The sequence below is a fragment of the Roseimicrobium sp. ORNL1 genome, from assembly GCF_011044495.1.
In the GTDB taxonomy this organism is placed as follows: Bacteria; Verrucomicrobiota; Verrucomicrobiia; order Verrucomicrobiales; family Verrucomicrobiaceae; genus Roseimicrobium.
Map to the genome: position 1 here is coordinate 5,713,784 of NZ_CP049143.1, position 20,986 is coordinate 5,734,769.

Annotated in this window: 16 protein-coding genes; 11 read left to right on the top strand and 5 right to left on the bottom strand. The window is 60.4% G+C overall.

Annotation, left to right across the window (positions count from 1 at the left end; translation table 11 throughout):
* Window positions 1-545: 545 nt before the first annotated feature.
* Complete coding sequence (locus G5S37_RS23020) at window positions 546-968, bottom strand: Rrf2 family transcriptional regulator (protein WP_165207057.1); 423 nt, start codon at window positions 966-968, stop codon at window positions 546-548.
* Between the two features lie 250 nt (window positions 969-1,218).
* On the opposite strand from G5S37_RS23020, the gene G5S37_RS23025 reads away from it, so the two are divergent.
* Window positions 1,219-2,280, top strand: coding sequence for a hypothetical protein (locus G5S37_RS23025; protein ID WP_165207059.1), 1,062 nt, complete (start codon window positions 1,219-1,221; stop codon window positions 2,278-2,280).
* Window positions 2,281-2,989: 709 nt separating this feature from the next.
* Entirely contained in the window at window positions 2,990-4,276 is a 1,287-nt protein-coding gene (locus tag G5S37_RS23030; RefSeq protein WP_343229930.1) for a replication-associated recombination protein A, read from the top strand.
* Between the two features lie 41 nt (window positions 4,277-4,317).
* On the opposite strand, the gene G5S37_RS23035 is transcribed toward G5S37_RS23030, so the two are convergent.
* The gene (locus G5S37_RS23035; RefSeq protein WP_165207063.1) at window positions 4,318-4,659 is read right to left on the bottom strand and encodes an Imm26 family immunity protein; all 342 of its coding nucleotides are present in this window, start codon (window positions 4,657-4,659) and stop codon (window positions 4,318-4,320) included.
* Window positions 4,660-5,079: 420 nt separating this feature from the next.
* Between G5S37_RS23035 and G5S37_RS23040 the strand changes: the two genes are divergently transcribed.
* Together G5S37_RS23040 and G5S37_RS23045 are read left to right on the top strand one after the other, a co-directional pair.
* Window positions 5,080-6,543 (top strand): MBOAT family O-acyltransferase, encoded by a 1,464-nt coding sequence (locus G5S37_RS23040; RefSeq protein ID WP_165207065.1) that lies wholly within the window; start codon window positions 5,080-5,082, stop codon window positions 6,541-6,543.
* Window positions 6,544-6,560: 17 nt separating this feature from the next.
* Window positions 6,561-8,216 carry a hypothetical protein gene (locus G5S37_RS23045; RefSeq protein ID WP_165207067.1) on the top strand — a complete coding sequence of 552 codons (1,656 nt, stop codon included), beginning with the start codon at window positions 6,561-6,563 and terminating at the stop codon, window positions 8,214-8,216.
* A gap of 391 nt (window positions 8,217-8,607) precedes the next feature.
* On the opposite strand, the gene G5S37_RS23050 is transcribed toward G5S37_RS23045, so the two are convergent.
* Window positions 8,608-9,207, bottom strand: coding sequence for a DUF2062 domain-containing protein (locus G5S37_RS23050; RefSeq protein ID WP_165207069.1), 600 nt, complete (start codon window positions 9,205-9,207; stop codon window positions 8,608-8,610).
* 120 nt (window positions 9,208-9,327) lie between these two features.
* Here G5S37_RS23050 and G5S37_RS23055 point away from each other — a divergent pair, with 120 nt between their 5' ends.
* A complete protein-coding gene (locus G5S37_RS23055) occupies window positions 9,328-9,666 on the top strand; it encodes a P-II family nitrogen regulator (RefSeq protein WP_165207071.1) in 339 nt (112 codons plus the stop codon).
* A 107-nt stretch (window positions 9,667-9,773) separates the two neighbouring features.
* Here G5S37_RS23055 and G5S37_RS23060 read toward each other — a convergent pair whose 3' ends face one another.
* A complete protein-coding gene (locus tag G5S37_RS23060; RefSeq protein WP_165207073.1) occupies window positions 9,774-10,559 on the bottom strand; it encodes an undecaprenyl-diphosphate phosphatase in 786 nt (261 codons plus the stop codon).
* 203 nt (window positions 10,560-10,762) lie between these two features.
* Here G5S37_RS23060 and G5S37_RS23065 point away from each other — a divergent pair, with 203 nt between their 5' ends.
* Window positions 10,763-11,785 (top strand): M23 family metallopeptidase, encoded by a 1,023-nt coding sequence (locus G5S37_RS23065; protein WP_165207075.1) that lies wholly within the window; start codon window positions 10,763-10,765, stop codon window positions 11,783-11,785.
* Window positions 11,786-12,361: 576 nt separating this feature from the next.
* Here the strand turns inward: G5S37_RS23065 and rimO are convergent.
* On the bottom strand, window positions 12,362-13,735 hold the full coding sequence (rimO, locus tag G5S37_RS23070; protein ID WP_165207077.1) for a 30S ribosomal protein S12 methylthiotransferase RimO: 1,374 nt from the start codon (window positions 13,733-13,735) through the stop codon (window positions 12,362-12,364).
* A gap of 247 nt (window positions 13,736-13,982) precedes the next feature.
* On the opposite strand from rimO, the gene G5S37_RS23075 reads away from it, so the two are divergent.
* The 5 genes from G5S37_RS23075 (at window position 13,983) to G5S37_RS23095 (ending at window position 20,911) form a co-directional block, all read left to right on the top strand.
* Window positions 13,983-15,374, top strand: coding sequence for a hypothetical protein (locus tag G5S37_RS23075; RefSeq protein WP_165207079.1), 1,392 nt, complete (start codon window positions 13,983-13,985; stop codon window positions 15,372-15,374).
* Window positions 15,367-16,755 carry a hypothetical protein gene (locus G5S37_RS23080; protein ID WP_165207081.1) on the top strand — a complete coding sequence of 463 codons (1,389 nt, stop codon included), beginning with the start codon at window positions 15,367-15,369 and terminating at the stop codon, window positions 16,753-16,755. Before G5S37_RS23075 ends, G5S37_RS23080 begins: the two co-directional genes overlap by 8 nt.
* Before the next feature lie 7 nt (window positions 16,756-16,762).
* Entirely contained in the window at window positions 16,763-18,103 is a 1,341-nt protein-coding gene (locus tag G5S37_RS23085; protein ID WP_165207083.1) for a hypothetical protein, read from the top strand.
* Between the two features lie 2 nt (window positions 18,104-18,105).
* Window positions 18,106-19,404 (top strand): hypothetical protein, encoded by a 1,299-nt coding sequence (locus G5S37_RS23090; RefSeq protein WP_165207085.1) that lies wholly within the window; start codon window positions 18,106-18,108, stop codon window positions 19,402-19,404.
* Window positions 19,405-19,480: 76 nt separating this feature from the next.
* Window positions 19,481-20,911, top strand: coding sequence for a hypothetical protein (locus tag G5S37_RS23095; RefSeq protein WP_165207087.1), 1,431 nt, complete (start codon window positions 19,481-19,483; stop codon window positions 20,909-20,911).
* Window positions 20,912-20,986: the final 75 nt, after the last annotated feature.

Below are 20,986 nucleotides of genomic sequence, written 5' to 3' on the forward strand. Positions count from 1 at the left end.
CGAGTGCTGCTGATATGGTCGTCGAGTTGCCATCCGGATATCACGTAGACTAGCTACCTAAGTCTTACAGTTTCAGCAAGCATACTTTGCGCGATACCGTACCAGTGTCCACAAACATGCACACCGTGGAAGTGGGGTACGATTTTAGCCCCACTAGATCTCAACCCCCACCCCGCGCCTGCTCGCGCTGCGACACATCCGCAAGCGTCAACGCGCAGAGTTTTGCTGGATGTCCTCATTCAGCTCGCGGAAGGAAGGCGGAGAGGAGGCCGGGGGAGATGGTGTTGGCTCCAGGCATCGTCAGGCCGGAGGCCTAACGACCGCTGTCAGGCGGGACGCCTAACCTCCGAAACACGAATATCATTGGGCGATATCGCATCCATATCCCGTGGGCCGAAGGGTCACGCGACTCCAGCCCAGGGCAAGGGAGTCTCGACGACCGACGCCCTGGGTACACGCAACCTTTAGCATGGCGGCCTGAAAGGTCGCACGAACGGCTGCGAAGGCCACCTCGCCAGCATCACCGGCGTCAGATCGCAATCTTCTCAAATCTCAAAACTCACTGCACCCCGTGCCTGCTCGCGCTGGAGGATATCCGCCAGAGTCAGCGCACTGAGTTTTTGCTGGATGTCCTCGTTCAACTCGCGGAAGGCGGAGAGGAGGCCGGGGGAGATGGTGTTGGTGCCCTCGCCGCCGGGGAGGAGTTGCAGGGGGCCGTCGATGAGCTCGAGAATCTCGCCCACGGAGATGCGGGAGGCGGCGCGGGCGAGCTGGTAGCCACCGCCGGCGCCGCGCCTGCTGTGGAGGATGCCGCCCTTGCGCAGGACGAGGAGGATTTGCTCCAGGAACTTCAGCGGGATGCTCTCCTCCGAGGCCAGGGTCTGGATGGAGAAGACGGTGCCCACGCTGCTGCGGCTCATGGCCACCAGTGCGCGCAGGGCATATTCCGCCTTCTTGGAGATTTTCATCGCCCTTTGGTTAGTACGGGGAGCGGCACGGGGCAAGGGGGAAGAGGAGTTTGCGGTGGGTGAGCGGTGGTTGGCAGTGGTTGAGCCGTTGTTGGGGAGAGACAAGGGTAGGTGGCGGGGTCAGGTTACGTCTGGTTGCTGATGCAAAATTAAACCACGAAACCATTGAGCAAAATGCGGCGGGCACATACCAATGCGGGCAATGCACCACCTCATCCGGGTCCTTGGTATCTTCTTGCTGGTCCTCAGCGTGAGTTTCCGTACCGCACCGGCATGGGCCCAGGAGGTCATCGGCACGGTCAAGGATGCCGCGGAGCGCAGCACGCTGGCGGCTCGCGCGCAGGGGTTGCTGTCCGGCCTCGTCCCCCAACCGCAGCAGGGTCAGGGCAAGGACACGGCGGAGGGCAGCACGCAGATGAAAGAGGGCCAGTACCTGCTCTGGGGTGAGCTCTTCGAAAAGGGACGCACGCACGCGGTGGTGGACCTGAGTGAGCACATCGCCTTGGCCGACTGGGACGCGACGAAAGCCGCCTGGACGGTGCGGCAAGTCATCAAGGCACCCATCTACTGGAAATACCCCGGCTTCCCGCAAGCGGAGTTGGACGTGACGCCGGATGACCTGCCCACCCGCCCCTTCTGGGTGAAGCAACTCTCCTCTACCGCACCCCGCCTGCTGGTCATCTCCACAGGGTACACGCGGTACCATGCGGCGCGTTTCATCTTCGTGTACGACACCAAGACTCACCAACTGGACGCGGACGACGGACTCTACAGTGTGGCCGAGCCCGTGCTGCGCGAGGGCCATGTGGTGCTCACCGATGACTCCGGCAGGAAGGCGTGGTGGGGGGAGGACTCCTTCTACCAAGTGGAGAAGGGCCGGCTGCACTTCCGCGGGTCCCTACGTGAGGGCAGTTACCGTGGAGATGATAGTCACATCCATGTGACCTTCCTGAAACCCGGCTCGCCCGAGGAGATCACCTGGCGCTTCAATGCCACTGCCGAAGACCAGTCGACCTACAAGATTCGGGCTGGGGAAGAGGGACCCGACGAGGAGAAAGCACCGGTCATCGGTCACATCCGCTTCCGGGAGTCCGGAGCCGACTCCCCGGAAAATTGGGGAGCCTTCCTCCTGCACAAGCTCACCGGTCTGCCCTCCTCTGTGGCGAACCCCAATCCCTTTGTCGGCACCAGTTCCGAAACACCGGCCCCCCCACTCACCGACCGCGATGTGGAACTGACCGGGAATGCGGAGGTGCTGCGACTGCTGGGCCCGGGGAAGGCGGCTGCAAAGCCGGAGGGAAAAGGAAAATAGGCTCGCATGCAGAAGGTAGAAGGCCGCTCCAGAAGCCTTGGGTCAGTGGAAGGTGAAGTCAGGGGGGGTAGTAGCAGTTGGGGAACCACGAATAGGCACTAACGGGACACTAATATTTGGGAACGGTGTGGTGAGCGGGCGGCTTTGCATGAGGATTCGGACCGCTAATAGTCGCTAACGGACGCTAAATTGAGGAACGGTGTGGCTGGCTAGTGGGTCGAGTGTGCGGAGGGAGGTGGGACCCCACGAGCTGGCCCTTGATTACAGTGGACCGTGTGACTCTTGCCGTTTGCATTCCCGCCTGCACCTGCCCTTCGGCAATTTTCCTCCCCCCACACTGTCCACACCGTTCCCAACATTAGCGTTCATTAGCGTTCATTAGCGTTCATTAGCGTTCATTAGCGTTCATTAGCGTCAATTAGCGTCAATTAGCGGTCCCCTTCATAGAAGTCCCCTTCAGCCCATTGCTTGCCGGGTTTGCCAATACCAGCCGGGCGCGGTAGCTTGCTTTTCCCGCGCGTATCCAGTGTCCTGCACTCACACGCGCGATTCCGCCTGTGCCCTGCCCATGGACGACGACTTCTTCACCAGCGACAGCTCTGCTTCTGCCTCCGCTCCCCCGCCCCGCTTTCCCGGAGCGAATGGGGGCACTGGTGATGCAGGCGGCGGCACGCGGAAGGTGAGCCGGGCCATCCCGCTCGCCGCGCGCATGCGGCCACGCACGCTGGAGGAGTATGCTGGGCAGAAGCACATCCTCGGTGAGGGGAAGCTGCTGCGCCGCGCCATCAAGGCAGACCGGTTTTCCTCGCTCATCTTCTACGGGCCACCGGGCATCGGGAAGACGACGCTGGCCACCATCATCTCGCAGGAGACGCAGTCACGCTTCGTCACGCTGAGCGGGGTGGAGAGCAATGTGGGGGACATCCGCGCTGTGGCGGACACCGCGGAGAAGCTGCAGCGCCTGCACAATCAAACCACGGTGCTCTTCGTGGATGAGATCCACCGCTTCAACAAGGCGCAGCAGGACGTGCTCCTGCCCCACCTGGAGCGCGGCACGCTGCGCTTCATCGGCGCGACCACGCACAATCCCTTCTTCTACATCAACAGCCCGCTCGTCTCGCGCTCCCAGGTCTTCACGCTGGAGCCGCTGACCATCGAGGACCTGGAGTGGCTTCTGCAGCAGGCGCTCAAGGATGAAGCGCGCGGCCTGGGCGACCTGCCCCTCACGCTCACGCCGGAGGCCTCTAAACATCTCGCCACGTTTGCCGATGGCGATGCGCGCAAGGCACTCAGCGCACTGGAGCTTGCCGCACTCACCACGCCACCCGGCGAGGACGGACGCATCACCATCGACCTCGCCGTGGCGGAGGAGAGCGTACAGCAAAAGACCATCGTGTATGACGGCGATGGCGATGCGCACTACGATACCATTAGCGCCTTCATTAAGAGTATCCGCGGCAGCGACCCGGATGCCGCCTTGTACTGGCTCGCGAAGATGCTCCACGCTGGGGAGGACATCCGCTTTATCGCGCGACGCATCGTCATTTCCGCGAGTGAAGATATCGGCATGGCAGATAGCAATGGCATCCGCGTCGCCGTGGCCGCGCAGCAGGCCGTGGAATTCATCGGCATGCCTGAGGCCCGCATCCCTCTCGCCCACGCCACTGTCTATCTCGCCACCGCGCCGAAGAGCAATCGCGCGTATGTCGCCCTCGATGCCGCGCTGAAGGACATCCAGGAAGGCCGCACCCTCGCCGTGCCCAAGCACCTGCGCACCAAGACCAGGAAGAAACTCGCCGCCGCCTCCGGTGCCACCGCCGAGGAGATGGACTACAAGTATTCCCACGACAGCGAGACCGGCTACATCCCCCAGGCTTATCTCCCGGAAGGAAGAAGGTACTACGAACCTTCCAACAACGGCATGGAGCTAAAAGTAAAAGAGCGGCTCGACCACTGGCGGAGGTTGTTTGAGGAGAGTGGCGGGAAGGGAAAGTAGTCCTCCGAGCCTCGGCGGCGAAGCGTCTCGCGATTTCGTCCTCATCCAATTCTCATAGACTCGACCCTTTTATTGGGCTGTCCCTCAAAGTGGTCCTGCAAGCGGTCTTCCACATGTTCGGCGCTCCAAACAGCGGCACACTCCAGATTTCTGCATTCCTCGATGCTCGCAGGGACCTCCTTTCCACCGACGTGGATACAAAAGGCCTTGGAGATGACATCCTGTTTTGCGAACGCGACAGGTTTGAGAAGTTCATCACTTAGCGGGATGTGACCAATAACGGGCCAGCGCCCGGACCTCGTCGCCTTATTCATCACCCAGATTTTGAAGACCACCGTGCTTTCGAGGACAGCGGACACCCCCACGGCCTTGATGCGCTTCATGATCGTGGTCTTTTTTCTGCTAACCGCAAACGCTTCACCCTGTTTCAAAACTACGGAGACCACAAGTTTGAAACAGGTGGCAAACGGTGACTAAAGTCGCCGCTCGTTGTTAGGTCGCCGAAGCGATTGAAGGACATTTGTGCCGAAGGCCCTGGACTGCGTGCAGCCCTGCTGCCGCTTTCTAGAGTCCACAGCCTGCTGTGGCGATGGTAATACTCACTCGTAGTGTCATGCGTCCAGAGAAACTTGGCGACTTCGTCGCGGTGCGGCGTGCAGCAGGCTGCACTTTAGGAAAGCGGCAGCAGGGCTGCACGCAGTCCGGGGAGGCTTCGCCTCAGAACTCCACCCCACACGAGAAACCCATAGCACCCTCCCCTCCTCTCGCTATAAGCCCAGTCGTCCCGTGGTGGCCGCCTGCGCATGCTGTTTTCTTCAGTCACGTTTCTCTTCTACTTCCTGCCCGTGCTGCTCGGGCTGTACTTCCTGACGCCGGGGAAGTTGAAGAATGCGCTGCTGCTCGTGGCGAGCCTCGTGTTCTATACCTGGGGCGAGCCATCCAGCTTCTGGGTGCTGCCGCTTTCGGTAGTGGTGAACTACATTGCGGCGTTCTTCGTCTCACCCACCTCTACCGGCGACAACAACAAGGACAACACCTCGCGTCGCAAGTGGGTGCTTGGCATCGCGGTGGTGCTGAATCTCGCGCTGCTGGCGGGATACAAATATGTGGCGTTCGTCATCTCCAACTGGAATGAACTCGCCATGGCCGCGGAGTGGAAGACCTTCACGGTGCCGCCCACGCATCTGCCGCTGGGCATTTCCTTCTTCACGTTCCAGGCCATCTCGTATGTGGTGGATGTCTATCGCGGCACCACGCAGGTGCAGCGGCGGTTCGTGGACTACGCGCTCTATGCGTGCCTGTTTCCGCACCTGCTGGCAGGCCCCATCGTGCGATATGCAGACCTCGCGCGTGAGCTCAGTTCGCGCAGTCATGCGGCGGGTGTGTTCGCGTCCGGTGTGCGACGCTTCATCATTGGTCTGGCGAAGAAGGTGCTGGTGGCAAATCCCATCGCGGTCTTCGTGGATGAGCAGTTCGCGCTGCCCTCACATGACATCTCTGTCGGTGTGGCATGGATGGCGGTGATTGGATACGGGCTCCAGATCTACTGCGACTTCTCCGCGTACTCAGACATGGCCATCGGACTCGGCCGCATGTTTGGCTTCCATTTCATGGAGAACTTCAACCAGCCCTACCATGCGCGCTCCATGCGTGACTTCTGGCGGCGGTGGCACATCTCCCTTTCCTCGTGGTTCCGCGACTATGTGTACATCCCGCTGGGAGGCAGCCGCCATGGTCCCGTGCGCGAGCTCTTCGCGCTGGTGAGTGTCTTCCTCCTGTGCGGCCTGTGGCACGGGGCAAACTGGACCTTTGTCCTGTGGGGGCTGTGGCACGGGGTGCTACTGCTCTGCGAACGTCTGGGCATGGAGAATCTCCTCCCCCGTCTGTGGCGTCCGCTGCAGCACGTGTATCTGCTCCTTGCCGTGTCCCTCGGCTGGGTGCTCTTCCGCTGCCAGAGCGTGACGCAGGCCGTGGCACATATGAAGGCGATGTGCGGGCTCGGTCCTGTGGAGCATCCGCCGGTGGACCTCATCCTCTTCATGACACCGCAGCACCTCATCTCGCTGGCCGCAGGTGTGCTGGTGGCGATATCGCCCGTCGCGCTTCTACAGCGCTGGATACAACAACGCCAGTCCCTCTCCGGCTCGCCCCTTTCGCAGTTTGCCTTCCAGAGTGGCGAGCTGGCCGGACTCGCCGCGCTCTTCCTGCTGTCTGTCACGCATCTCGCGGCGACCAGCTATAACCCCTTTATCTATTTCCGCTTCTGAAGATGTCTGCGAGCGAGATGACATCCTCCAGCACCGGCACCAACAACGCCGCGGAGAAACCCACCTGGGCCTCGTGGGTTCTCAATGTCCTCTTCTGTGGAGTCATCGCGCTTCCGCTCGTCGGCACCCTGTGGCGGAAATCGGATAACGACAACGAGATTGCGAAACTTGAGAATCGCAATGCCACCACGCTGCCAGCAGTTCCAAAAACGTTTGCAGAGTGGAAGCAGTATCCACCCCTGGTGGAGGCGTTTGCCAATGATCACTTCACCTTCCGCGAGCAACTCCTGGATCAGCATCATGCGCTGAAGGCGAGTCTCGGCATCTCGCCCTCGCCCATGGTGGCCATCGGGAAAGACGGCTGGCACTTCCTCCGCCGGCCGGAGGAGTGGCACGATGTCACCGGTCGCCACCGGCTCTCCACTCTGGAAAAGGTACGCTGCCTGGCGTATCTCAATAAGCTCCACGACCGCCTCAAGGAACAAGGCATTCCCTTTCTCATCGTCCTTGCCCCGGACAAGTCCTCCATCTACACGGAGTACCTCCCGATTTCAGGTGTGCGCGGAACACGCAAGGAGCGGCTCAATGAGTTGCTGGCATTCCTTGAGGAAAACCACTGCAGGGCCAGCATTCTGGATTTGCGAGAACCTCTTCGCTCCCGGAGGCAGGAGGGCCAGCTCTTCCTGAAACACGACACCCACTGGAACTGCTTCGGCGGCGCGATTGGCACACAGAGCATCTTCCAGAGACTGCATGAACTGGGTGTGCCCGTGCCCCATCCATGGCCGCCAGTCTCGGCCAAAGATTTCGACTGGGTTCCTACGGTCTTGCGCTACGACTTGAGCCTGACCCCAGGCGATATGGAGCTGCTCCCCTCCCCGAAGCCGCAGCCAGGGAATGACTTCCAGAGGGAAGAGAATTCCGCCAGGCTGCGCTCCGTGTATCCGGAGATGGCGGAGTACTCAAAGTTTCGCATCACGACACACAGCGACACCGGCAAAGGTCGCCTCCTGATGTTTCGTGACTCCTTCGGCGCGGCCCTCGTCGACTTGATGTCCCGTTACTTCGAGCACGCCGACTACGTCTGGCTGTGTCCTTCCGAAGAGCAACTCATGCATGGCGTGCAAGAGCTCAAGCCGACCGTGGTGGTCTGGGAGCTGGTGGAGAGAAACCTCCAGGTGTTGGGAGGCTCGGGACCAGGATATGAAGAGGGCACTCTTGTCCCGCAGTTCCTGCAGGAAGATATCTATACGCTGACGAAAAAGAAGCTGGAAAACCTGCGAGTGGCGGCGGGACACGCCACGCTGGAGCCCTATAAATCAGGCTTCGCCGTGAATCACCAGGGCGGCACACCTGAAATCCGCCTGGATCGACTGCCCCCGCTACGCAAGGGCCTGAAAGCGTTCCAGTGCATCGTGAAGAGCCCCGATGCGTGCGTCTTCCAGCTTCGAGATTTTTCCGGGCTCTCGCTTGGTGAGGTTCCGCTGCTCCCGGGCAACAACGAAGTGGCCATGTTCCTCCCGTATGGAGACATCAAGGGGCCGCTCATCATCCGGTTGGGGAATGCACGAGGCGAGTACACCTTCAGACAACTCTCCATCCTGGGAGGGAAGGTAGGGGCGACTGCGACTGCGGCGGCATCAGAAGTGAAACCGGCGGCGGCGGGTGAGTGAGTCCGGGGCAGCGGGATGCTTATTGTTTCGCGACGAGGATGCGCTTCGTGTCGTTGCTTAACCATAAGATGGCATCGCATACGGCCACGATTCTTGGTCATTCCTACGCCGAAGGCGTTGCACATGCATAGCCCAGGGTCAGCCCGCGAAGCGGGCGCCACCCTGGGATGACACGATGATGCATGAACGCCGAAGGTGTTCCACAAAGACGGTCAAACGGTACGCCCTGTTCTCCCGGCCTTTGCTGGCTGCTTGTGGAACACCTTCGGCGTTCGATGGGTTTCTGACGTCTACCCAAGGTGGCGCTTGCTTCGCAAGCTGACCTTGGGCTGGACAATGTGCAACGCCTACGGCGTAAAAGCCCCCATCGTCACGCCTCTCACATGCCCCCTCACTCCACCCCAGGCGGCGGCGGGTCGGGCTTCACACGGCGGTGGGTGAGCATGAGCATCACGTCCCATAACATATAGGACAACGCATAACCCACGGGCGCGATAAGGAGCCCCAGCAACACGCCGCCCGCATAGAGGGAGGCTATCCACGGCTTGAAATGCGCCAGGATTTCCCGGTAGCGGGTGTAGTCGCTCGTGATTCGCCGCAGCATCTCCTTCAGGTCATGCCAGTCGAGCGGCGGTGGATTCCCCAGATGGAGCGTGGTGATGAACCAGTTCCCAAACTCAATCTCCCACCAGGCGACGGGCGGCATGGTCACTGGGTTCGTCACCCAGGTGACCAGCATGGCGATGGGGATATTCACCCGCAGGAGGGCGGCGAGGGCGAAGGCGATGCCCATCTGCCCAGGCAGCACCAGCATCATGGCAAAGGCCCCCACGGCAATGCCGCCGGCGAAGGTGTGCCGCGTGGGCTTCCACACCGTCTTGTCCAGAAAGTGCCGCGCGAACCAGCGGCGGAAGCGATTCTGCTTGAGCACGCGCGGATGCCGGAATTTCCGGTACATCGCGAGAACAAATTTACGGTAGCGCTTATGCATGCGGTCGGCGGGCACGAAATAAAGCTGCCCGCGGGATCAAGGATTCTTTTATCTTGCCACTGGAGGCCGCAGCCGCTTTAAGCAGTGAAACGGAATTGATACACAGTCACAGCCACAGCCATGAAGAAGATCGAAGCCATCATCAAGCCGCACAAGTTTGAGGAAGTTCAGGAGGCGCTGCGCGAAGCTGGTCTTCAGGGCATGACGGTGACGGAAGTGAAGGGCTTCGGCAGGCAGCGCGGGCACACGGAGATCTACCGTGGCAGCGAATACACGGTGGACTTTGTGCCGAAGACGAAGATTGAGATTCTGGCCAGTGACGACCAGGTGGCGACCGTGGTGAAGGTCATTTCCGATGCCGCCCGGACGGGCAAGGTGGGGGACGGCAAGATCTTCATCTACAACATCACAGACGTGGTCCGCATCCGCACCAGCGAGCGTGGGCAGGACGCGCTCTGAGCGTGAGCGGGCCAGCCGGGTGCTGGAGTGGAAATTCGGGAACGTCATGCGTAAAAATCTACGGCGGACCTGCGCTGTGTGCCAACAACGCAGTCGCGGGATGTCGATCAGTTGTTAAACCAAACGAGCAGCACCACGCCAAGGATGAAACGGTAAATGGCGAAACCGTTGAAGTTGTGATTCTGCACGAACCGCAGAAGCCACTTCACCACGATGAAGGCGGAGACGGCCGCCGCCACAAAGCCCAGGGTGAGGTCCAGCGCACCCGCGCCGTGGAGCTCGCCATCCTTCCAGGCATCGAGGAGCTTGTACCCCCCGGCCGCAGTCAGGGTGATCATGCCCAGGATGAAGGAGAACTCCGCCGCGGCAGGCCGGGCCAGGCCGAGCGCCAGTGCCGCCATGATGGTGGCCCCGGAACGTGAGGTGCCTGGGAAGACAGCGGCGAGGAGTTGGGCCAGACCACACACGATGGCGATGGTCCAGGTGACGGAGGGATTGCCCTGGGGCGACTTCCTCCAGAACTCAATCCCCCAGATGACAAAGGCGCCAATCAGCGTGGCCCAAGCGACCGGGCCCACGGTATCCGGCAGCTCGAAGTTCAGCTTGTCCAGAATCACCCCGCCCACACCCGTGATGAAGAAGGCGAGCATGAGCTTCAGCAGATAGTCGCGGGACTCCGGCTTCTGCCAGCCGATGAGCAGGCCCATGAGCTTGTTCCAGAAGATGGGCAGCAGCGCCAGCGCCGCCCCCACCTGGATGAAGACGGTGAACCAGTCCGGACGGTGGCCCAGCCACTTCTCAGCGATGAGGAGGTGGCCCGTGGAGGAGACGGGGATGAACTCGGTGAGGCCCTCGATGAGGCCCAGCAGGATGGCAGTGAGCCAGTCAGGCATGCAGAAGTGGGGGTGGGGGTTCGAGCTTGGCGCGCGCACCTTGGCGGCGGTCCGGGGGCACGCAACTCCTATCCGGGGATTTCATGGCGCGCATTTTGAGAAACTTGCCGTGGCATTTCCTAAAGCTCTGTCTAGGGTAGCGGTCCGCGGGATGGCGGCCATGTTGTTTCAACGCGGCCTCACCTCCCGCTGTCGCACGCCGAATGCCCCGTCGCTTTTCCAGACCCTCCCCTGCCCTTCCCCGCCTCGCCCTGTACCTCCAGGTAGCGCTGGTGGCTTGCCTGTGGTGGAGCACCACGAGTACGGGATTGGCCTTCAACACCATCCGCTGCCAGCTCGCGGACGGCTTCGACTTTCCTGTGGGCAAGCCCGAGGGCGACGGCTACTACAAGGCTCGCGGCTTCTGGCCCAATGGCCACCTCGGTGAGGACTGGAATGGCAGCGGCGGCGGCGACAGCGATCTGGGCGACCCCATCTACTGCATCGGCCGCGGCGTCGTGGTCCTCTCGGAGGACGTGCGCGTCGGCTGGGGAAATGTGGTGATCATCCGGCATGCCTACCGTGAGATCACCGGGAAGATTGAGATGGTGGACTCCCTCTACGGCCACCTCCAGCAGCGGAATCTGAAGGTGGGTCAGGTGGTGGAGCGCGGAACGCTCGTGGGCCTCATGGGCGGGAACAACGGGATGTACCCTGTCCATTTGCACCTCGAGGTGCGGAAGAATCTCGCCATCGGCATGAACCGCAGCCGGTTCGCCCGCGACTACTCGAACTACCACAGCCCCACCGCCTTCATCAATGCGCATCGCCGCCTCGCGGTGGACCTGCGGAAGTATGATGTCCCCATCGACACCTTCGCGCCCTATGGTGGCGAGCTGAGCGATGCCCAGGAGTTGGTGTCCCGCGCCACCTCCCCCTCCACCTACACGCACAAGTCTCCCTCCGCACGGGCCTCCCTGCCGGACTCCAGCGGCGTCATTCGCACCGGGCGCGGCCTGCGCATCCCGGTCGTGGGTGGAACGGCGAGGCCGACGGTCACGACTCCCACCACCCCGCCCTCGTCCGCACCGGCACCCAGTGGCACAGGCACGCCGACTCCAGGTGGCACCCCCGCACCTGCACCCGCTCCGGGTAGCAGCGCGGACAAGACCAGCGACTTCTGGACCCGCCTGAAAGGCAAGCTCAAGGATGGCCAGGTGACGCCGGGTATTGAGGAGAAGAAGTAGGAAGCTTCAAAGGAAGAGGCTCCGCTCCCCATTTGCCAACCGCCGGGACTTGGCAAGTCCCGCTCCTTGAACAGGGGCACTTCACGTTTCATAGCAAGGTAACGCCTGCCTTGCTGCATGTTCGCAGCCGAGCATGTCGCGGCACGACAGTTCAAGGAGCGGCACTAGCCTAGTGCCGTCATTGCAGGTGAACTCGCAGATGCGGGAGAAGCCTTCCGCTCCAGCCACCACATTGCCAAATTCCGCATTGCCTCTGGCAAACCGCTGCGCACCTGCAAATTTAGCGAATGGGACTGGAATACAAAATCGAGACGTATGATGCGGCTCGCACAGGGTGGCGGGATGTCCTCAGAAAACGGCCCGATTTCCTCTTCGAGGAGGACGGATTCTGCCATTGGGGCCCGGCCCGTGAACAGCCTCTCATCTCTATAAAAGAGGAAGTGGATCACCTCTACCTGTGCCAGCACGTCGCGTCCCCAGAGAGCGACGCCCTGTTGGGCTCGCTCATCCGGCGTCTGCTTTCACTCAACGATCACGTGGTAATCTCTGAGTTGTAGGTAAAAAGGATCCGTCGCCCTACCGCTTCGCCACCAGGTCGTATCCACGCCAGTCCTGAATGGTGACATCCGCGAACTCGCCCACAGGCAGGTCCGCATCCACGAACACGGTGCCGTCAATATCCGGAGCATCCATGTAAGTGCGGCCCTCGCCGGGCTTCTCCACGAGCACGCGGACGGTCTTGCCCACCATGCTGGCGTTGAACTCTTCCGCACGATGCTGCAGGGCGCGCATCGCTTCATTCCAGCGACGCTGACGCGTGCTGTGGTGGATGTGCCCTTCCATCTTGTAGGCACGGGTGCCTTCCTCCTTGGAGTAATTGAAGACGCCGGCGCGCTCGAACTTGGATTCGTCGATGAACTGGACGAGCTCTTCGAAATCCGCCTCCGTCTCGCCGGGGAAACCGACGATGAAGGTGGTGCGAATCGCCAGTCCGGGAATGCCCGCACGCATGCGCTTCACGAGGTCACGGATGTAGTTTCCATCCGTCTCGCGCTTCATGAGCGTCAGCATGTTGTCGCTGATGTGCTGCAGCGGGATGTCGATGTAACGTGCCACCTTCGGGCTTTCGGCCACGGCCTTGATGAGTTCATCACTCCAGTGCGCGGGGTGCGTGTAGAGCAGGCGAATCCAGAAGTCACCTTCGATGGTGTTCAGCTCACGGATGAGTGTGGCAAGGCTCTCGCCACGGGTGCTGTCCACGCCGCTGCGGGGGTTTGGGCGCTGGCCCTCCCACTTGTCCATGCCGAAGTAGGTCGTGTCCTGGGAGATGAGGTTGATTTCCTTCACCCCGCTTTTCACCAGGGCCTGCACTTCCTTCACCACGCTCTCCTGCGTGCGGCTGCGGTGGCGGCCACGGATTTTCGGGATGATGCAGAAGCTGCACGGGTGATTGCAGCCCTCGGCAATCTTCACATACGCGGAGTGCTTCGGCGTGAGGCGGAAGCGGGGCGTGTCGTAATCCGGAATCCACTGCGGCTTTTCCGTCACATGGTTCTCAGGCGCCTCGTCCTCCGTGCGCTTCTTGCCCATGAGACCCTCGATGACCGGGGCCACCTTCGTGAGCTGGTCCAGGCCGATGAAGGCATCCACCTCAGGCATGAGGTTCGGCAGCTCTTGGGAGAAGCGCTGGGCCATGCAACCGGCCACGATGATCTTCTGCTTCGCGCGCTTCTTGCCCCCGTCCGCACGGCCATCCACGGCCTCGTGCACGCTGGCGATGCTCTCCTTCTTCGCCATGTCGATGAAGGAGCAGGTATTGATGATGAGCACATCGGCAAGATCGGGCTCCGGAGTCATGGCCATGCCCGCCTGCTGGAGGTGGCCAATCATGATTTCCGAATCAATGAGGTTCTTGGCACAGCCAAGGGAGACGAGTCCGACTTTGATCATGGGGGGCGGAGTCTAGCACGAATCCCGGAATGGGAAAGCAATTCGTCATTAGGGAGGTTAGGCGTCCCGCCTGACAGCGGGCGTTAGGCCTCCGGCCTGACCGTCATTCTGTATTTCAATGTGATTTGGTCAGGCCAGAGGCCCAACCACCTCCGTCAGGCGGGACGCCTAACCTCCTTGCTACGAACGATGACGAAAGAAATCTCGACGCCGCAGGTCGCTTCAGCAAAAAATCGGCCTCCCCCCAATGCACGAAACCTCCACGACCCCTGACAACCTTCCAAAGCCACGCCGCCGCCCGTGGCTCATCGTATCCGGTTGCATCGTCGTCGCAGTCGTCGTGCTGCTGATGCTGGTGGTGCTGCCCGTAGTGGTGTTCCGGCAGATGGCCTTCCGTGACGATCCGCGGCCCGATGACTCACGCATGACTCCCCAATGGTCGGAAAGGGATCCCGCGACCAACCCCTTGATTCTCTTCTGCCATGCAATCCCCCAAACGCCAGCCAGGAAGCAGTCCCTCCTGCCAAAGGAGGTGAAGAACCTGGAGGCCGTAACGATGGCACGCGCGAAGGAGTTTCTCGCAGAGCAATCCGCCACCCTCGCTGCCTTTGACCAGCTCCGGCAGACCGACTCCACCACATGGCTCTGGCCGGATGGAAAGGCCATCGTCGACCCCAACTATTCCGTGGGCTATCTGGGAGACTGCCAGGGCGCCATGCAAGTAGTACTGCTGAAAGCGAAGGTACTGGCTCGGGAGGGAAAATGGGATGAAGCGATGCGGCTCAGCCTGGACATCGCCAGGGTGGGACTAGGCATGCAACACGCGGAGAGTGCCCCCATACCTCTGCTGGTGGGTATTAGCTTTCAAACGCTGGGGGAAAATCAGTATCTCGCCCTTGCCACCTCTGACGGGGTGACACGTGCGCAACTCCTGCACGCGCTGCAAGAGCTCTCCGCCATGGAAGGTCCGCGTCGTGAGGATCTGAAATTCTCCCTGCAGACAGACTACCAGTTCTTCCTGCATTGTCTCGAACTCGTTCACCAGGGGAAAGGCTCCACCGGCACCACGGGAATTCCACCACGAGCGCCCAAGTTTCTCCTCAAGCGCCATCGTACCATGAACATGCGCTTGAAGCAGGACCTCCCGATCATCGAGGGACTCGACCAGGGATGGCGGGAGGGATTTGCCGCAGCCGTCCGTGCCGAGGAAGCCTATGACGAAATCACGGCGAACAAAGGCTCGATCAGCTTCTTTCTGGATTCCAATTTCGTGGGCAAAACCATCTACATCTTGACCGCATCGACGCCGGTGACACTCACCCAGGGCATGATGAATAACGTCGTCAGCCGGGAACAGCGCAAGGTGCTCCTTGCCCTCCGCCTCCACGAGTTGGACCATGGCCACCTTCCCCCATCCCTGGAAGCACTCGTGCCGGCATACCTGCCCGCTGTGCCTGAGGACATCTATACCGGCAAGCCCATGCTCTGGAATGCCAGGGACAAGGTGGTCTATTCCACCGGAGGAAATGGCATCGACGATGGAGGAAAAATCGACAAAGAACAACCTCGCAAAGGGCTCGATTTTGGCATGGCATACCCCTGGAAAACTACGCCCCCAACCTCGCCTCCGCATGAGTGAGAATCTCTCCCCTGCTGGGCTCGTTGAAGGGGATAAGAAGCCGCACCGCCGCCCCCTGCTCATCCTGGGTGGGCTCGTGCTGCTACTGCTGGGGGTGATGGCGTTCCTCTACCTGAGGGATGATGCTCCCGCGGACGATTCGGATTTTCTTATCGTGTGGGGCGACAAAGCTCTCACCAATCCACTGGTGGAGTTCATGAAGGAACTCGGACCGGCGCATCCGGAGCAGTTGCCGTCTGAGATGTGGATGATGGAGCACACCATTTCCGAAGAGCTTCTTGCCAGGAACACCTCTCTCCTCCCCGCCTTTCACAAGCTGATGGCTACAGATGCCTCGTCATGGAGTCTGATAGACATCAACGCTTCGGCCTTCCACGTGTGGAGTTTCCCATCTCTGTTTTGTTTTGGGTCGAGGGTGCTGCCCGAAATAATTGAAGACCATGTGCGCCGGGGTGAGCGTCAGGAGGCCGTGACACTGGCACTTGAGATGCACCAGTTCGCACACCGGCTCCTCAAGGCAGAGGCTGGCCTTCATGTCTACAAAGAGACCCTGGATCTTCAGGAAAACGCCAGCGAGCTTCTGTTGAAGGCTCTCGAAGGCACGACCTCGCCCGACTTGCTGAAGCAGGCTCAAGAGCAACTTTCAGGTCGGGATCCCACACCTCAGGATCTCATCCTCGCCCTGAAGGATCAATATGCCGCCGAGAAGGCGTACTTGCTGGACGCCGTAAATGATACCGGGAGCTTCGAGGTGGTATTCCGTGATGAAGACCCTTCATTCATCAAGCGATGGTACCGCCCCCAACGCACCATCAATCAGCACCTGGAATTTTGCCGGCAGATGGTCGCTGGCCTCGACCAGGGCTGGGCAGGCGCCCAAGCGAAAGCAGATGCGTGGGCAGGGACCATCGAGAAGAGAACCGGCGGAAAATGGGCGCGTTATGCCAATCCCAATTTCGCAGGAGACGGGATTTTGCTGCACGTGGCTCCCAGAAGGATTGCGTGTGATACGGCAATCCACATCACGGTTCAGCGCATGTTGATGACGTCGCTGGCCATCCGGCGCTATGAGCTCGCGCACCACACGTCTCCGCGTACCTTGGAAGAACTGGTGCCAGCGTTTCTGTCTGCCGTGCCGGTGGATGCGATGAACCACACCCCGCTGGAATGGGATGCCACCAACCACACCCTCCAAGCAGCATCCCCCTGGCCGCTCGATTCCCCGTGGAACCTGAAACTCCATGTACTTCCGGGTGAGCTCCCCCCACTCCTCGGAGGGAAGGTAACCTTCGGCAAAGATGATGCCAGGATTCGCTTCCTGCTGGGTCCGGAAGCCCCCGGCGAAAAATCCGGGAGTGCAGATACACCATCGCCGCGATGAGCCACCCATGAACGCTGAAGACGCCACGAAAAAGCACCGCCGCCCCCTGCTCATCCTGGGTGGTCTGGTGCTGCTGATGCTTGGCGTGCTGGCGTATATGCTCCTCTTCCATGACGGCCCGCCGCCAGATGATGCGCATCTCATGCCCACGTGGTCCGAGCGCGGTGGCAATGCCAATCCGCTGGCGGTCTTCTGCAGGACACTGCAGGCCAGTTCCATCAAGCACTGGGAGAAGCTGCCCTACGAGTTGAGAGACCTCGATGAAAAGTCCACTCCAGAGGCGCGGAAGTTCGTCGCTGCGCACTCCTCGGAGATTGAAGCCTTTGAGTCGCTGATGCTCACAGATCCTGGTACGTGGCAGTGGCCGGATGCTGCGGACATGGCCATATACAAGACGCCCTACTCAGACGGGGGCGCCTCCGAATGCCGAACGCTGTCCGTTGTGCTACGCTCCAAAGCCCTCCAGTTGTCTGAAGATGGAAAGGCGGAAGAAGCAATCGCCCTTTGTTTAAAAATGGCTCGCTGGGGAGATGGTGTTTATGGAGCGGAGGGCAATACCCTGCACCTTTTGGATTCGGGAAGTATTCACTATGGCGCCCTGCACACCTTCGGGAAAGTGTTGCAAGCTGGAGGGCCTACCCCGGCGATGCTGCGGGACGCTTCGCTGCAACTGCGCACGCTGAAGGGACCCGAAACGGAACAATACAAAAGAGCTCTGAAAGTTAACTACGCCCGGATGAAAGACTTCACAGGGAAACTTTCCAGCAAGGACCTCCAGTATATCGGAAATCTGCCGAGGGCTCTCCGGTTCCTGGCTCCGCGATACTTCAAGCGAAACCAGACCCTTACCACGCGCGTGCAACTGGACGCTCCGCTGATCAGCGCACTCGACCAGGGTTGGACGTCCGCCTGCTCCGCCCTGGATGCTCGGGAGGCGAAAGTCGCAGCTATGTATGCCCCAAAGACCTTGGCGTGTCTCATGGATCCAAACTTCATCGGCAAATCCTCTTTGTTCTATGAGATGGGCCTGCCAAAGACTCGTCAACTCTGGAGCCGGCGGGATGCACTCACGCTGCAACTCGCCCTCCGGCTGCATGAACTGGAGCGCGGCCACCTTCCAGCCACACTCGATGCTCTTGTACCCACGTATCTTCCAGCGGTGCCCGTGGATGTCATCACCGGAACACCCTTCCTCTGGAATGCGAAGCTGCAAGCGCTCTACACCGTGGGGAAGAATGGCAAGGACGATGGAGGCAGAATCGATGAGGAACGCATCGAACGCGGACTGGACTGGGGAGTGAAGTATCTGTGGAATCCAGCGAGCAACAGTCAACCTGCCGCCCCATGACCATGAGTGAGACTCCGGCTACTCCACAGAAGGAGCGCAGCCTCCGTCGCCGCCCCTGGCTCATCGCCGGCGTCATCGTCATCATGCTGCTCGGCGCACTGGTTTATTTTTTCCTCAGGGATGAGGTGCCGCCGGAGGATGCGGACTTCAAACCTGCATGGACCGCAGGCGGTGGCCCGCGGAATCCGCTGGTCATTTTCATGGAAGAGACCAGTCCGCTATACAGAAGGGAATATTACGGCCACTACCAGCCGGGCACTCCGGAGGAGGCTCAGCGGCTCGAGGTACTCGTGGCAAAGAATGCGTTTGTCTTTCCTGCCTTTGAAAAACTGATGGCCACAGACAGTTCCCTGTGGCGATGGCCAGACGACCGGGGGACATCCTTTCCCCTTCGTGACGATTGCTACATCTGCCAGGAAGTCGCGGAAATCGCCCTCGCGACCAAGGTGGAGTTTCTGGTTCACCACGGACAGCGCCGGGAGGCTGCCATGCTGGCCGTGGCCATGCATCGCTTCGGACATGGCCTGAACCAGGCGGAAGGCGGCAGCTTGTATTACTCGCAGGTGCTGAAGATTCAGGAAGTTGCAAGAGACGAGCTGGTGCTCGCCTTGGAGAGTGAAACCTCGCCAGAAATTCTGGAGCAGGTTCAAGAAGAGCTGACCGGCATAGAACAGCAAACCTCAGATCTGATTCCGGTGATCAAGAGAGGTCACCTTCTCATGACGTCCGTCTTCCACACGATGGCCCATGATGAGGCGGCCTTTGCCGATCTCACCCAAAGGCATCCATCTTATTTCAAAATATGGCTGCGCCCCAATCGCACCCTGTGGTTGGACTTGCAGTACCGGCGAGATCTCATTGCATCCCTGGAAAGCGGTGACTGGCGCAAGGCACACACGCAATCCGAAGCCTTCCTCGACGCGGTGTTCGCGAGACACAGAAAGTTCTGGCACTGGATGACGAATCCCAATGCCTTCGGAAGAGGCCAATGGTACGAATGGCTCAACAAAGATCTGGTGCTGGATACTGCGACGGAGGTCAACAAACATCGGATGCTCATCACGTCCCTTGCCATCCGCCGCTATGAGTTGTCCCACAATACCCTGCCGAAGACGCTGCAGGATCTGGTGCCGGAGTTTTTACCCGCCGTGCCGGTGGATGCCATGAACAGCCTCTCCATCGAGTGGGATCCCGCGAAACGTGTACTTCTCGCACGAGGGTTCCGCTCACCCGGCTCCATCGTCATTCATCGCAGCTGGGACGGCGACATCACCTTCCCTCTCTGGTGGAAGGCACCATGACCCGTGCGCCACCGCACACTCGCAAAACAAACCTCGACGTCCACGCTCTCTTGAGCCAAAAAGTCAGTTTCCCTCCATGCACGCATCCGATTCCCCCACCTCCCCTGACCTAGAGAAAAAGGAACGCCGCCGTCCGTGGTTGGTGATGGGTGGCATCACGCTGCTGGTGCTCGGTGTTCTCTTTGCGCTCATCGTCTGGTATGATGGCCCAGCTCCGGACGACTCCATGATGGTGGTGCCACCGTCCATGCAGGTAGCAGCGTCCGCCAATCCGCTGTCTGAGTTTTGCCGTGAGCTGGAAAAGTCTACTGTCGGCGGCCTTCCGGAAGTCAGGGATGAATGTCGCTATGCCGGGCTTGCCTCGCAAGCGAACCGGCAACCGGACACACGCCCTGCCGCTGTGAAGAAGGACACGCTCAGGAGACAGCAGGTGGAAGACTTCCTGCAAAAGCACGAACCGTTTGTGGCAACGTTCACGAAATTTCTACAAACGAACGCCGACACCTGGCAATGGCCGGAGCAATCCTCCATTCGCACCCTTGCCAGCCCCGGATACCTCATCAAGCTCAATACCCTTCGCTACGTGCTGTACATGAAAGTGGAGATGCTCATGTGGCAGGGGCGCACGCAGGAAGCTGTCACCCTGAGCCTCGATATGTGCCGCCTGGGGAAGGGGTTGTGCGGGGCGAAAGGTGGCACCGCGCAGTTGCTGGCCGGCATCAATATGGCGAAAACGGGACAGTGTGCGCTCGAGCACGCCCTGACCGCAGCGGAGCCCTCACCGCAACTCCTGCGCCAATGCATCACGGAACTGGCCGCCCTGGAGGCGCCGCAACTGGAGGCCGTGCTCCTGAGCGTGAAGACAGACTACCAGGACTTCAAAAGTCGCGTCCTCCGCAAAGACTTCCTTTCCGCCTTGGGCGATGGCAGAACCCCTGGAACGGGCGAGAAACTCATCGGCACCTTCTTCTTCAAACCCAATCAAACCCTGGCGGAATTGCTTTCTCATGAGCTTCCTGTCATGGAAGGCCTGTCCAAGGACTGGCATGCAGCCATAGCCGCTGCAAGCACCCAGGAAAGCATCCGGCGAAAGGAAAGGAGTCGAGGAGTACTTGTCTTTGCCCACCCGAACTTCGGAGGCAGGGCCGCCGCATGGAATGCCGCCTACGGCAGTGTGTATAAACTTGAGGACTCCCTCGGCTATCTCACGCGAAACCGGCAAATCCGGCTGGTGCTCGCCCTGCGGCTGCATGCGTTGGACAAGGGTAACCTGCCACCGAACTTGGAAGAACTCATACCAGCATATCTGCCCGAAGTGCCGGAAGACGCCTACTCGGGCAAACCCATGCTATGGAACGCTGCGAAGGAGATCGTCTATGCCGTGGGTAACGACATGCGGGATGACGGAGGCAGCGGCAGGTCGGACATCCGCAACTCCAGAGATTTTATCATGCCTTACTGGTGGGCGGCTACCCCACAGGCCGCCGGCAAGGCATTTGGCAGGTGATTTCCACTTGCCTACGTCCAACGACGGCGCTTAGGAAAAGCCGTCATTGGTCCGTCGATCTGCCCTGATGAGCAT